Annotated in this window: 12 protein-coding genes; 9 read left to right on the forward strand and 3 right to left on the reverse strand. The window is 67.7% G+C overall.

Translation table 11 applies throughout. The features are described 5' to 3' along the window. Positions 1-4 precede the first annotated feature (4 nt). From ACLHG5_RS13670 to ACLHG5_RS13700, 7 genes are all read left to right on the forward strand, one after another. Positions 5-1,060 (forward strand): LacI family DNA-binding transcriptional regulator, encoded by a 1,056-nt coding sequence (locus ACLHG5_RS13670; RefSeq protein WP_411316375.1) that lies wholly within the window; start codon positions 5-7, stop codon positions 1,058-1,060. Positions 1,061-1,178: 118 nt separating this feature from the next. Continuing rightward, the gene (locus ACLHG5_RS13675; RefSeq protein WP_411316374.1) at positions 1,179-1,313 is read left to right on the forward strand and encodes a hypothetical protein; all 135 of its coding nucleotides are present in this window, start codon (positions 1,179-1,181) and stop codon (positions 1,311-1,313) included. 90 nt (positions 1,314-1,403) lie between these two features. Continuing rightward, positions 1,404-2,519, forward strand: coding sequence for a multiple monosaccharide ABC transporter substrate-binding protein (gene chvE / locus ACLHG5_RS13680; RefSeq protein WP_411316373.1), 1,116 nt, complete (start codon positions 1,404-1,406; stop codon positions 2,517-2,519). Between the two features lie 96 nt (positions 2,520-2,615). Continuing rightward, positions 2,616-4,148, forward strand: coding sequence for a multiple monosaccharide ABC transporter ATP-binding protein (gene mmsA / locus ACLHG5_RS13685; RefSeq protein ID WP_411316372.1), 1,533 nt, complete (start codon positions 2,616-2,618; stop codon positions 4,146-4,148). Between the two features lie 2 nt (positions 4,149-4,150). Beyond that, positions 4,151-5,353 carry a multiple monosaccharide ABC transporter permease gene (mmsB, locus tag ACLHG5_RS13690; RefSeq protein ID WP_411316371.1) on the forward strand — a complete coding sequence of 401 codons (1,203 nt, stop codon included), beginning with the start codon at positions 4,151-4,153 and terminating at the stop codon, positions 5,351-5,353. A gap of 129 nt (positions 5,354-5,482) precedes the next feature. Next, a complete protein-coding gene (locus tag ACLHG5_RS13695) occupies positions 5,483-6,463 on the forward strand; it encodes an acetylxylan esterase (RefSeq protein ID WP_411319142.1) in 981 nt (326 codons plus the stop codon). Further along, positions 6,460-7,626 carry a glycerate kinase gene (locus ACLHG5_RS13700; RefSeq protein ID WP_411319143.1) on the forward strand — a complete coding sequence of 389 codons (1,167 nt, stop codon included), beginning with the start codon at positions 6,460-6,462 and terminating at the stop codon, positions 7,624-7,626. Before ACLHG5_RS13695 ends, ACLHG5_RS13700 begins: the two co-directional genes overlap by 4 nt. On the opposite strand, the gene ACLHG5_RS13705 is transcribed toward ACLHG5_RS13700, so the two are convergent. Beyond that, positions 7,623-8,669 carry an ABC transporter permease gene (locus ACLHG5_RS13705; protein ID WP_411316368.1) on the reverse strand — a complete coding sequence of 349 codons (1,047 nt, stop codon included), beginning with the start codon at positions 8,667-8,669 and terminating at the stop codon, positions 7,623-7,625. The genes ACLHG5_RS13700 and ACLHG5_RS13705 overlap by 4 nt on opposite strands. Then, a complete protein-coding gene (locus tag ACLHG5_RS13710; protein ID WP_411319144.1) occupies positions 8,666-10,186 on the reverse strand; it encodes a sugar ABC transporter ATP-binding protein in 1,521 nt (506 codons plus the stop codon). The genes ACLHG5_RS13705 and ACLHG5_RS13710 overlap by 4 nt, the downstream gene beginning before the upstream one ends. 283 nt (positions 10,187-10,469) lie before the next feature. Here ACLHG5_RS13710 and ACLHG5_RS13715 point away from each other — a divergent pair, with 283 nt between their 5' ends. Both ACLHG5_RS13715 and ACLHG5_RS13720 read left to right on the forward strand, forming a co-directional pair. Then, entirely contained in the window at positions 10,470-11,519 is a 1,050-nt protein-coding gene (locus ACLHG5_RS13715; RefSeq protein WP_411316365.1) for a substrate-binding domain-containing protein, read from the forward strand. Between the two features lie 117 nt (positions 11,520-11,636). After that, complete coding sequence (locus tag ACLHG5_RS13720; RefSeq protein ID WP_411319145.1) at positions 11,637-12,818, forward strand: Gfo/Idh/MocA family protein; 1,182 nt, start codon at positions 11,637-11,639, stop codon at positions 12,816-12,818. A gap of 35 nt (positions 12,819-12,853) precedes the next feature. Here ACLHG5_RS13720 and ACLHG5_RS13725 read toward each other — a convergent pair whose 3' ends face one another. Then, positions 12,854-14,065: an ROK family protein gene (locus ACLHG5_RS13725; protein WP_411319146.1), complete on the reverse strand. Its 1,212-nt coding sequence runs from the start codon at positions 14,063-14,065 to the stop codon at positions 12,854-12,856. Between the last annotated feature and the right edge of the window lie 76 nt (positions 14,066-14,141).

The following is a 14,141-nucleotide window of genomic DNA, read 5'->3' on the forward strand; positions in this document are numbered from 1 at the left end:
GCGCGTGGCGGCCACGATCACGGACGTCGCGAAGCTCGCGGGGGTGTCGCACCAGACGGTCTCTCGCGTGCTCAACGACGGAGTGAACGTGCGGCCGGCCACGCGCGAGCGCGTCGAGCGCGCCATCAGCGAGCTGCGCTATCGCCCGAGCGCGGCGGCGCGCGCACTCGCGACACGCAAGACCCGCACGATCGGCCTCATCATGACGGGCGGGCCTCTCTTCGGACCGAGCAGCACCATGCTCGCGTTCGACGAGAGTGCCCGCCTCGCCGGCTACCACGTGTCGATCGCGACGATGTCGACGATCGACAGGCAGTCGATGATCGACGCCGTCGACTTCCTGCTCGCGCAAGAGGTCGAGGCGCTCGTTCTCGTCGTCGCCGACGAGGTCGTCTTCGACGCGATCGCGGGGCTCGACATCTCGGTGCCGCTCGTGACGGCCGAGAGCAGCCATCGGTCGGGCTTCCACAGCGTCGCGATCGACCAGTACTCGGGCGCGAGAGCGGCGACCGCCCATCTGCTCGACCTCGGCCACGACCGCGTCGTGCACGTGGCGGGCCCCCGGTGGTCCGTCGACGCGGCGGAGCGGGAACGCGGATGGCGCGACGAGATGGTCTCCCGCGCACTGCCGACGCGCTCACCCATCGTCGGGGACTGGAGCCCCGCGAGCGGGTTCGCGATCGGGCAGGAGCTCGTGGCGACAGACGCCCTCGCCGCCGGGGGCAGGCCCTCGGCGATCTTCTGTGCCAACGACCAGATGACGGTCGGGCTCATCAGGGCGCTCTCGGACGCGGGGGTGCAGATACCCCGGGATGTGAGCATCGTCGGGTTCGACGACATCCCCGAGTCGAGATTCCTGCGCCCCGCCCTCACGACGGTTCGGCAGGACTTCACCGACCTCGGGTCGCGTCTCATGGCCGCGGTCCTCGCCGCGCTCGAGGGGGATCAGGCGCCGCCCCCGAGCGATTCTGCGACGCGACTCATCGTGCGCGGGTCGACGGCCGCCCCTCGCCGGGCCGATGCGCGAACCCCGTTATCGAACCGTGAATCACGGAGTTGACAGGCGCGATCGTTTTAGGGCTAGCATGAGGTCGTCCATGTGACCGTTCACATTGGCTCGCAGCACCCGCACCCGCACCAGCACCCCGCACCTGTACCGCATGACGAAGAGGTCAAGCATGAACACCCATTCCCTCGGCCCCGTGTCGCGCGACATCGTCGCGTCGGGCGGAGCTCTCCCGCTCCGGTCCTCCTCCGTGCGCCCGGCCCGAGCCGCGCACTCTGCGCTCGCGCTCACTCCGAGCGCCCGCTGACACCGCCCCCACCACTCCGGTCGGCCGCACTCGGTGCCGTCGATCGGTCCCCTCTCTCTTGAGACCACGAGAAACAACGAAAGGAACACAGTGAAGAAGAAGCAACTCCTCACCGGCATCGCCGCCGCGGGAATTCTCACCATGACACTCGCCGGATGCAGCGGCGACCGCACCGGAGGCGGGGGTGGCGAGGGCGCAAGCGCCGAAGACATCACCGTCGGAGTCGCCATGCCGACGCAGCAGTCGGAGCGGTGGATCGCCGACGGCGACAACGTCGAGGCCGCACTCGAAGAGCTCGGCTACTCGGTCGACCTCCAGTTCGCCAACGACGACATCCCCACCCAGGTCTCTCAGATCGAGAACATGATCTCGACCGGCGTCGGAGCACTCATCGTCGCCTCGATCGACGGCACGACCCTCACGAGCGTTCTCCAGCAGGCCGCAGACCAGGGCATCCCGGTCATCGCCTACGACCGTCTCATCAACGGAACCGAGAACGTCGACTACTACACGACCTTCGACAACTACGAGGTCGGCGTGCAGCAGGCCACGTCGCTCCTCACGGGTCTCGGTGTTCTCGACGAGAACGGCGAAGAGACCGGTGAAGAGGGTCCCTTCAACGTCGAGCTGTTCGCCGGTAGCCCCGACGACAACAACGCCAACTTCTTCTGGGATGGCGCTATCGACACCCTCCAGCCCTACCTCGACTCCGAGGTGCTCAACGTGCCCAGTGGCCAGTTGAACTTCGAGCAGGCCGCGATCCTCCGCTGGTTGCCCGAGACCGCGCAGGAGCGCATGGAGAACATCCTCACGATCATCGGTGACGAGCAGATCGACGGCGTGCTGTCGCCCTACGACGGCCTCTCGATCGGCATCATCTCCGCTCTCACGAGCGGTGGATACTCGGCGAGCGACCTGCCCATCATCACGGGTCAAGACGCCGAGGTCGGCTCGGTCCGCTCCATCATCGCGGGCGAGCAGTACTCGACGATCTTCAAGGACACGCGTCTGCTCGGTGAGCAGGCCGTCGCCATGGTCGACGCCGTGCTCAACGACGAAGAGCCCGAGGTCAACGACACCGAGACGTACGACAACGGTGAGAAGGTCGTTCCGTCCTTCCTCCTCGAGTCGGAGATCGTGACCGTCGACAACTACGAAGAGGTTCTCATCGGCGCGGACTACTACACCGCCGAAGACCTGGAGTAATCGAGGTCGAGGCCCGACGCGCACACCGCGCGTCGGGCCTCTTCCCCGTCGTCACCCCACCACCCGAACGACCCGACAAGGCAAAGCGAGTAACGAATGACCGAGAGCATTCTCGAGATGCGCGACATCACCAAGACGTTTCCCGGCGTCAAGGCGCTGCAGAACGTCACCCTCGAGGTGGCGGCGGGTGAGGTGCACGCGATCTGCGGCGAGAACGGCGCAGGCAAGTCCACCCTCATGAAGGTGCTCTCGGGCGTCTACCCCTACGGCAGCTACGAGGGCGAGATCGTCTTCGAGGGCAAGACCGTGGAGTTCAAGGACATCCGCGACAGCGAAGACAGTGGCGTCGTCATCATCCACCAGGAGCTCGCACTGAGCCCGTTCCTCTCGATCGCCGAGAACATCTTCCTCGGCAACGAGCAGAGCAAGAACGGGTTCATCGACTGGACCAAGACGAATGCCGAGGCGGCCAAGCTGCTCGCGCGCGTCGGTCTCAAAGACAACCCCGTCACCCCCGTGAGCGAGATCGGTGTCGGAAAGCAGCAGCTCGTCGAGATCGCGAAAGCGCTCTCGAAGAAGGTCAAGCTCCTCATCCTCGACGAGCCGACCGCCGCGCTCAACGACGAAGACTCCGCCCACCTCCTCGGACTGATCGCCGGCCTCAAAGACGAGGGCATCACGTCGATCATCATCAGCCACAAGCTCAACGAGATCAAGGCGATCGCCGACAAGGTCACCATCATCCGTGACGGTCGCACGATCGAGACCCTCGACCTCGCGAAAGACGAGATCTCGGAGAACCGCATCATCAAGGGCATGGTCGGTCGTGACCTCGAGCACCGCTACCCCGACCGCACCCCCAGTGTCGGCGACGAGGTCATGCGCATCGAGGACTGGACCGTGCACCACCCGACCGAGTCCAATCGTGTCGTCATCCACGGCGCCAACCTCACGGTGCGCGCCGGCGAGGTCGTCGGCATCGCGGGACTCATGGGCGCCGGGCGCACCGAGCTCGCGATGAGCGTCTTCGGGCGCTCCTACGGCACGGGAGTGAGCGGACGCCTCTTCATGCACGGCAAAGAGGTGCAGGCGCGCACGGTCTCCGAAGCGATCAAGAACGGCATCGCCTACGCGACCGAGGATCGCAAGAAGTACGGTCTCAACCTCATCGACGACATCAAGCGCAACGTCTCGGGCGCAGCTCTCGACAAGTTGGCCAAGTACGGCTGGGTCGACGGCGACCGCGAATACACGATCGCCGAGGACTACCGCAAGAGCATGAACATCAAGGCGCCCTCGGTCGTCTCGGTCACGGGCAAGCTGTCCGGCGGCAACCAGCAGAAGGTCGTTCTGTCGAAGTGGATGTTCTCCGACCCCGACGTTCTCATCCTCGACGAGCCGACGCGCGGCATCGACGTCGGTGCCAAGTACGAGATCTACACGATCATCAACCAGCTCGCCGCAGCGGGCAAGGCGATCATCGTCATCTCCTCCGAGCTGCCCGAACTCCTCGGCATCTGCGACCGCATCTACGCGCTCTCGGAAGGCCACATCACCGGTGAGGTTCCCATCGAGAACGCCACCCCCGAACTCCTCATGCAATTCATGACTCAAGAAAAGGAAAGCTGACTATGGCGGTCATCAAAGACTCGATCGACTTCCTGGCCTCTCGGCTGCGACAGATCGGAATCTTCCTCGCGCTCATCGCGATCGTGGTGCTGTTCCAGATCCTCACCAACGGTGCCCTGCTCACCGCGGGCAACGTCTCGAACATCATCGTTCAGAACAGCTACATCCTGATCCTCGCGATCGGCATGGTCATGGTCATCATCGCGGGCCACATCGACCTCTCGGTCGGATCGGTCGCGGCGTTCGTCGGTGCCATGTCTGGCGTCATGATCACCTCGTGGGGGTTCGAGTGGTGGATCGCGATCATCGCGTCGCTCCTCATCGGCGCGATCGTCGGCGCGTGGCAGGGCTTCTGGGTCGCCTTCGTCGGCATCCCCGCCTTCATCGTGACCCTCGCGGGCATGCTCATCTTCCGCGGTCTCACGCAGATCGTGCTCGGTAACCGGCAGATCACGCCGTTCCCGAACGAGTACCGTCAGCTCGGCGGAGGCTTCGTGTTCCCCGGCCTGTTCCCGGCCGCGACGTCGCCGGCGGAGTGGATCACGGTCGGACTGGGTGCGCTCGCCCTGGTGTTCTTCCTCGTCCAGCAGTTCCGTGGTCGCCTCACGCGCGTCAAGGCGGGACTCGAGACCGAGCCCAACGCGTGGTTCATCACCAAGCTCGTCTTCATCTCGGCGCTCATCATCGGCATCACGTACCTCCTGGGTGTGGCCCCCGGTTCGCGCGGAACGCCGATCGTGCTCGTCGTGCTCGCCGTGCTCATCCTCGTCTACACGACGGTCATGAACCGCAGCGTCTTCGGTCGCCACGTCTACGCCCGTGGAGGAAACCTCCACGCCGCGCAGCTCTCGGGCATCAAGACGAAGTGGGTCGACTTCTACCTCTTCGTCAACATGGGCACCCTCGCCGCTCTCGCCGGTCTCGTGTTCACGGGTCGACTGAACTCCGCGGGACCCGGCGCCGGAAACCTCTTCGAGCTCGACGCGATCGCGGCATCCTTCATCGGTGGAGCCGCCGTCACCGGCGGAATCGGAACGGTCATCGGCGCCATCACCGGTGGTCTCATCATGGGTGTGCTCAACAACGGCATGTCGCTCCTCGGTGTCAACACCGACTACCAGCAGTTCATCAAGGGTCTCGTGCTCCTGCTCGCGGTCGCATTCGACGTCTTCAACAAGCGTCGCGCCGCGAACTCGCGCAAGTAGCCCCTCCCCAGTACGTCGTTTCCGCGAGGGTGTGCCGGTTCCGGCGCACCCTCGCGGATTTTGCGTACAGTGGGCGTGCCTGTCACGCCGCATCGCGTGGCCGTCGCCCGTCGTCGTCTGGAGAGCACCGTGGCCCTGTTCGATCTGCCCCTCGCCGAGCTGCGGGACTACCGCCCCGTCATCGCGGAGCCGGAGAACCTCGACGCCTTCTGGGCCGACACCCTCGCTGAGGCTCGCGGTTTCGACCTCGACGCGGTCTTCGAGAGGGTCGAGAGCGGCGTCACCCTCGTCGACACGTACGACGTGACCTTCTCGGGGTTCGGGGGCCACAGGATCAAGGGCTGGTTGCACGTGCCCGCGGGAACCGTCGGTCCGTTGCCGGTCGTCGTCGAATTCCTCGGATACAGCGGTGGCCGCGGGCTCGCCCACGAGCGCATGTCGTTCGCCCTCTCCGGCTATGCCCACCTCGTCATGGACACCCGCGGTCAGGGCTGGGGGTGGACGACGGGTCACACCCCCGACCCGACCGCCGACGCCGGGCTGGGCGGCATCCCCGGGGTGATGACGCGCGGCATCCTCGACGAGAGCACCTACTACTACCGCAGGCTCTACACCGATGCCGTGCGGGCGATCGACGCCGCTCGGGCGTCGTCGCTCGTCGACCCGTCGCTCGTCGTCGTCGCGGGCACGAGTCAGGGTGGCGGTCTCGCCATCGCGGCGGCGGCCCTCGGTGACGACGTCGCGGGTGCCCTCGTGGATGTCCCGTTCCTCTGCCATTTCGAACGAGCGGTGACCCTCACCGACTCGAACCCCTACAACGAGGTCGTGCAGTATCTGCGGCGCCATCGCGATCACGTGGAACGCGTCTACCGCACCCTCAGTTATGTCGACGGGGCCGCTCTCGCCTCGCGGGCGACCGCCCCCACACTCTTCTCGGTCGCTCTCATGGACCAGACCTGCGCGCCCTCGACGGTCTTCGCGGCCTACAACCGCTGGGCCGGGGCGAAGAGCATCGACGTCTATCCCTTCAACGACCACGAGGGCGGGCAGGAGTTCCACCACCTCGCCAAGACGAGATGGTTGGCGGCGCTCTTCTCGCGCACCGAATGACGTCGACCGCGAAGGCCCTCGAGGTCGTCGTCGCACCCGACTCGTTCAAGGGCACCGCGACGGCGGCCGAGGCCGCAAGCTCGTTCGCGTCGGGGTGGCGGTCGGCGCGGCCGCACGACTCCCTCGTGCTCGCGCCCATGGCCGACGGGGGTGAGGGCACCATCGACACCCTCGCCGCGGCGGTGCCGAGGGGGCGGATGCACGCGGTCACGGTCGACGGACCGGTCGACGGTCCCGTAGACCCCGCACCCGGCCGCCCCCTCGAGGCGCGGTGGCTCGAACTCCCCGGAGACACACACGAGGGTGGCGGCGGTGCCGGCTCGATCGCGGTCGTCGAACTCGCCGAGTCGAGCGGCATCACCCTGCTCCCCGAGCTCGCCCCCCTCGACGCGCACACGCGCGGGTTCGGGCAGGTCATCCGCGCGGCACTCGACTCGGGTGCGCATCGCGTGCTTCTCGCGATCGGCGGCAGCGCGAGCACCGACGGGGGTGCGGGGATGCTCTCCGCCCTCGGTGCTCGATTGACGCGAGACGACGGGCTGCCGATCGCGCCGGGTGGTCGCGGTCTGGCGGATCTCGCGAGCGTCGACATCCGCGATCTCGTGCCCCCGCCAGCCGGGGGCGCGGCCATCCTCGGGGATGTGACCAACCCTCTCCTCGGTGTCCACGGCGCCGCCGCGGTGTTCGGGCCGCAGAAGGGGGCGGATGCGCGCGACATCGCGCACCTCGACGCGGGCCTCGCTCGGCTCGCGGGCCATCTCGGTTTTGCCGACCCGTCGACTCCGGGGGCGGGCGCCGCGGGCGGCACGGGGTTCGGCTTGATCGCGTGGGGGGCGACGATGACTCCCGGTGCGCGGGCGGTCGCCGACGCGATCGGGCTCGCGGGCGCCATCCGATCGGCCGACGTCGTCGTTACGGGGGAGGGGCGCTTCGACGGCCAGAGCGCCGACGGCAAGGTGCCTTCTGTCGTCGCCGAGCTCGCCCGTGCGGAGGGGGCGCGCATCCTCCTCGTCGCGGGGAGCATCGACGCCGACGCGTCGGGGTTCGACGGTGCCGTGTCGCTCGCCGAGCTCGCCGGATCGGGGCCCGCGGCGATGGATCACACCCTCGAGTGGATCCGCGCCGCGGGTCGCACGCTCGCCCTCCGCAGCGCCCTCGCCTAGGTGCTCTTCGGTTTCCGACTCGCGAAGCGCTGCTGCAGGAGCACGGCGACGACGATGATGAGACCTCTCGCGATCGCTTGGACCGAGGTGTCGAGGTTGTTCTGGGTGAAGATGTTGGTGAGGATGGAGAAGATCAGCACCCCGAGCACGGTTCCGACGATCGTGCCGCGACCTCCCGCGAGCAGCGTCCCGCCGACGACGACCGCAGCGATCGCATCGAGCTCGTAGAGCGTTCCGTGCGTCGAGGTTCCCGACATCGTGCGCCCGAGCATCATGACGGCGGCGATGCCCGCGGTCGTCCCGGCGAGCATGTAGAGGTACACGGTGTGGCGCTCGACCTTGATGCCCGCGAGGCGAGCCGCCTCGCGGTTGCCTCCGATGGCGACGGTGCGGCGACCGAAGGTCGTGCGGTTCAGTAGAAACCACCCGCCCGCCGCAACGACGGCGAAGAGCCAGATGAGCACGGGGATGCCGAGGAGGTCTCCGCGAGTGAAGGCGAGGAAGTCGGTGTTGTTCACGATGAGGGTCCGGCGGTCGGAGACGAGTTCTGCGAGACCGCGGGCACCCACGAGCATCGCGAGAGTCGCGATGAACGCGACGACTTTGCCGTAGGCGATCACGATTCCGTTGATGAACCCCGCCGAGGCCCCGACACCGAGGGCGACGACGACCATGAGCAGCCACGTCGACTGGGTCGCCGCGAGCTGCACGGCCGCGAGGGTCGTCACGACGCTCGCGAGTCCCATGACCGAGCCGACCGAGAGGTCGATTCCGCCCGCCGTGATCACGAAGGTCATCCCCACGCTGATGACGCCGATGATCGAGGCGTAGCGCACGACCGTGAGCATGTTGTCGACGGAGAGGAAGCGGTCGCCCGCGGTCACCGTTCCGACGACCACGAGGAGCGCGAGGGCGATGACGAGCCCGAGGTTGCGCCCCACCGAACCCGACAGGAGTTTCTTGGCTGCGCCCGGGTTCTCGCTTCGCGGCGACGCCGGGGTCGGGTCGGACGGGGTCGTGGCTGTCGTGCGCTGTTCGCTCACGCTGCGGTTCCTCTCATGATGGTGTCGAGCACGCCGTGCTCGTCGATGTCTGTCGTCGCCGTCGTGGCCAACACGTCACCCTCGGCGATGATGAGCACGCGGTCGGCGAGGCCGAGCACCTCTTCGATCTCGCTCGAGACCACGACGATGGCGGTGCCCGCGTCGGCGAGGCGGCGGATGAGGGCGTAGATCTCCGCGCGTGCGCCGACGTCAACTCCGCGCGTCGGTTCGTCGAGCAGGAGCACCTTGGTTCCGTGCACGAGCCAGCGGGCGAGCAGGATCTTCTGCTGGTTTCCGCCGGAGAGTGTGCGGGCGGGGCGGTCGGGGTCGGCGGGGCGCAGTTCGAGGGCCTCGAGCTTCTCGCGCGCCGCCGCGCGCTCCGCGTTCTCGTCGAGCATGCCCGCGCGAGCGAAGCGTGAGAACGTCGAGAGGGTCACGTTGCGGTAGACGGGCTCGTCGAGGATGAGTCCCTGACTCTTGCGCTCCTCGGGAGACAGCCCGATGCCCGCGGCGACCGCTCGGGGCACCGAGCCGGCCGAGACGACGGATCCGTCGACCGTCACGGTGCCGCTGCTGGCTTTGCGCGCGCCGTAGATCGTCTCGAGGATCTCCGACCTCCCCGACCCGACGAGCCCGGCGAGGCCCACGACCTCGCCCGCGCGCACGTGGAAACTGACGTCCGAGAACAGACCGTCGACCGCGAGGGAGTCGACGTCGAGAAGCACGGGGGCGGATGCCGCGACCGGCGTGCCCGCAGGGAACACGTTGCTGACCTCTCGCCCGGTCATGAGCTTGATGAGGTCGGGGGTGGGGGTCTGCGACGCGCTCAGGCCCGTCGCCATGCTGCGACCGTCTTTGATGACCGTGATGCGGTCGCCGATGCGTCGGATCTCTTCGAGGCGGTGCGAGATGTAGACCACGGCGACCCCTTGCGACGTGAGCTCGTCGATGACCCTGAAGAGGTTGCCGACCTCGGCCGAGTCGAGCACGGCGCTCGGTTCGTCCATGATGATGAGTTTCGCGTCGCGCGAGAGGGCCCTCGCCATGCTCACGATCTGCTTGTTGGCCGCCGAGAGGGTGCCGACTTCGGTCGACGGCGAGATGCCGCCGTGGCCGAGCCGGTCCATGAGTGCTCTCGCCAGACGATTGGCGTGACCGACCCTCAAGACCCCCGCGGTCGAGTGCTCGTGGCCGAGGAAGATGTTCTCGGCGACGGAGAGTCCGTCGACGACATCCAACTCCTGGTACATCGTCGCGATGCCGAGGTCGAGGGCCGCGTCGGGGTCGGTTATAGAGACCGCGCCACCCTGCCACGAGATCTCGCCGGCATCGGGCTGGTGCACCCCCGAGAGTGTCTTGATGAGGGTGGATTTTCCCGCACCGTTCTGGCCGAGAACGCAGTGCACCTCGCCCGCCCGCACGCTCAGGTCGACACCGTCGAGAGCCTGAACTCCGGCGAATGCCTTTCGGATGCCGCGCACGTCGAGTAATGACTTCTCATGGTCGCCTTCGATCATGGCGGAAACATAACACACCGCAACCCGCGCCCGACAGGGCCTCGAGCGGATGTGATCCGCGCTCGATGGCGTCGCGTGTGCGTGGGAATGCTGACGCTGCCGGGCGCCACGAGTGATCCGGGCTTATGACGAATGACAAACATAAGCTGTTCACAAGCTGTGTCATTCTGCTACGGTGAGCCTCGTCAGCGTTGACAAGAAAGAGGCTCCATTCGGCACGGCTCACCGTGCTCTTCTCCTCGCTGGCGTGAAAGTCCGATCACGTTACCTAGGGAGAAATCACATGCTCGCTGTCCACACGATGAGGCGCAGACTCCTGGTCGCCGCCGGCGCATCGCTCGCCGTCGTCGGTCTCGTCGCCGGCTGCACGCCCGGAGACACCACGGGAGACGACGCTCAACCCGACAACGCGACGGTCGAGGGCAACGAGGAGTCGGGCGACACCGTCGTCATCGGGTTCTCTGGCCCCGCCGCCGACCACGGCTGGCTCGGTGCCATCAACTCCGCCGCGCTCGCCGAAGCGGAGAAGTACGACGACATCGACTTGAGGGTCGCCGAGGGCACCAACGACGCTAACCTCCAGATCAGCCAGGTCGAGGGGTTCATCAACGACGGGGTCGACGCGATCGTGTTGCTGCCGACGGACGGTGCCGCGCTCACGGGTGTCGCGACCCAGGCCATGGAGGCGGGCATCCCCGTCATCAACGTCGACCGCGAGTTCTCGAGCACCTTCGCCGCGCGCACGACGATCCTCGGCGACAACTACGGCATGGGAGTGAGTGCCGGTACGTACATCTGCGAGGAGCTCGGCGACGACTCGGATGCCGTCATCGCCGAGATCGCGGGCATCGATTCGCTACCGCTCACGCAAGACCGCAGTCAGGGCTTCGAGGACGCCCTGGGGGACTGCGGCCTCGAGGTCAGCAACCGTGTCGCAGCGGACTTCACCGTGCAGGGGGGAGAAGCGGCGACATCGCAGCTGCTCTCGGCGGCTCCCGAGATCGACGCCATCTGGAACCATGACGACGACCAGGGCATCGGAGTGCTCGCGGCGATCGACGCCGCGGGTCGCGACGAGTTCTTCATGGTCGGCGGCGCGGGTTCGGCCAACGCCATGCGCGAGATCGAGTCGGGCGACAGCGTGCTGCAGGCGACGGTCATCTACCCGTCCACGCAAGCGGCCGACGGAATCAGGCTCGCGCGCCTCATCGCGCAAGACAAGGCGATGAGTGATCTCGTCGAGATCGAGGTTCCGAGCCGCATCGTGCTCAACGCCCCGGTCGTCACGGGCGACAACGTCGACGAGTATCTGCCGACCGCGTTCGAGTCCTGACCCGCGTGAGAGAGGGTGCGTCGCGCACGGGAGCGACGCACCCTCTCCCTCGCCTGCCCGCGCCATCCCCGACACCCGCGACGACTCCTGCACCTGCGACGAGAGAGTGAAACGACGATGACTGCACGCCCCCTCCGCATCGCGATGATCGGACACGGATTCATGGGGGCCGCCCACTCGCAGGGCTGGCGCACCGCTCCCCGGTTCTTCGACCTCCCCGCCGTGTGCGACATGGCGCTCGTCGTCGGCAGGGACGGCGAGTCGGCGGCGCGAGCAGCAGAGGGTCTCGGGTGGGCGCGGAGTTCGACCGACTGGAGGGCCGCGATCGAGCGTGACGACATCGATGTCGTCGACATCGTGACCCCGGGCTCGTCGCACGCCGAGATCGCGATCGCGGCCCTCGACGCCGGCAAACACGTGCTGTGCGAGAAGCCTCTCGCCAACACCGTGGACGAGGCGCGCGCGATGGCGGATGCCGCGCACCGCGCGGCCGCGCGCGGCATATTCGCGATGGTGGGTTTCACCTACCGCCGAGTGCCCGCCGCGGCGTTCGCGCGCGACCTCGTGGCCGCGGGGGCGGTCGGCACGGTTCGCCAGGTGCGCGCGTCGTACCTCCAGGACTGGCTCGTCGACGAGTCGTCGCCGATGACGTGGAGGCTCGCGAAGGACTCCGCGGGGTCGGGGGCGCTCGGCGACATCGGTGCGCACGCCGTCGACCTCGCCGAGTTCATCACGGGTGACCGAATCGCGAGTGTGAGCGGAACCCTCGAGACCTTCGTGTCTCGTCGCCCGCTCGGGACCGCGTCTCGCGGGCTCACGGCCGAGGCCTCCGCGACCGAATACGGCGAGGTGACCGTCGACGACCTCGCCCTCTTCAGCGGGAGGTTCGAGAGCGGAGCCGTGGGGTCGTTCGAGGCGACGCGCTTCAGCACGGGGCGCAAGAACGCCTTGCGAGTCGAGGTCGCGGGAGCCGCGGGCGCGCTCTCCTTCGACCTCGAAGACCTCAACTCCCTCGGATTCTTCGACGCGACCGCACCGCCCGAGCGGCAGGGGTTCACGAAGATCCTCGTGACCGAACCCGAGCATCCGTACGTCTCCGCGTGGTGGCCCGCCGGCCACATGCTCGGCTACGAGCACGGCTTCTCGCACCAGGTCAAGGACTTCGTCGAGGCCATCGTCTCGGCCACCCAGCCGACGCCGTCGTTCGCCGACGGACTGCACGTGCAAGAGGTGCTCGCGGCCGTCGAGGCGAGTGCGCTCGCCGAGAGCGTGTGGACCCCCGCGGAACGTCGCGACTGAGGGTCGAAGCCGAGGGTGGCGACGTGCGGCGGCAGCTAGACCGCCGTCGCCCTCTCTCCGAGAGCCGCGACCATCGCTTCGACGCGCTCGGGGGAGAGCGCGAAGTGGATGGCGAGGATGCTCGCGCCGAGCACCGCCGCGTTCTCTGCCGCCTTCGACTGCACGATCTGCAGGTGCTGCGTCGCGAGAGGCATCGAGCGCGTGTAGACGATCTCGCGCACCCCCGCGATGAGGTGCTCGCCGGCCGCGGCCATCGCACCCCCGATCACGATGACCGACGGGTTGATGAGGCTCACGCACGCCGAGAGCACTTCGCCCATGTCGCGCCCCGCCTGACGCACCGCTTGGATGGCGTCGATGTTGCCGCGCTTCACGAGCTGCACGACGTCGAGACTGCTCGAGGCCGCGAGCCCCCGCTCGCGCAGCGCCGTGGCGATCGCCGGCCCCGACGCGAGGGCTTCCAGGCAACCGCGGTTGCCGCAGTGGCATGCGACATCGGAGCCCCTCGGCACGTGCACGTGTCCGATGTCACCCGCGATTCCCTGGGCCCCGCGCTGGAGATACCCGTCGGAGATCACCCCCGAGCCGATGCCCGTGGCGACCTTGACGAAGATGAGGTGGTCGGCGTCGGGCCACGCGAGGTCGCGCTCGCCGAGAGCCATGATGTTGACGTCGTTGTCGACGAGCACGGGGATGCCGAGGGCGGCGCGCATGCGGCCGGGCACGTCGAAGCGATCCCAGCCCGGCATGATCGGGGGATTGATGGGGCGGCCGCTGCTGTGTTCGACGGGGCCGGGGAGCCCGATGCCGATGGCGAGCACATCCGACATCGACCTGCCCGCCGTGTCGACGAGGGATCGGCTCGAGGAGATGATCGCGTCGATCACGGGTTCGGGGCCCTCGGCGATGTCGATCGTCATCGCGTGCTCGGCGATAGGGGAGCCCAGAAGGTCGCTCACGGCGATGTGCACGTGGGACGCGCCGACGTCGACCGCGAGCACCGTCTTGCCTGTGGCGTTGAGGGTGAACTGCGAGGAGGGGCGTCCCCCCGTGGATGTCGCATCCGACGTCGGGGCGACGAGCCCGAGCCGCATGAGGGCGTCGATGCGGATGGCCACGGTCGACCTCGCGAGGCCGGTGATCGAGGCGAGTTCGGTGCGCGTGCGCGGTCTGCCGTCGCGGAGGATCTGGAACAGGTCGCTCACGGCCGAAGCTCCGAGTGCCGGCGCGCGACTTATGTCGATCATCAGGCAATTCAATCACACCTATCGCCTCAAGGGGTCGAGCCCGTGACCGAGCGGCAGCGAAAAGGCCGGTGCCCCG

It is taken from the genome of Marisediminicola sp. LYQ85 (genome assembly GCF_046600695.1).
GTDB lineage: Bacteria > Actinomycetota > Actinomycetes > Actinomycetales > Microbacteriaceae > Marisediminicola.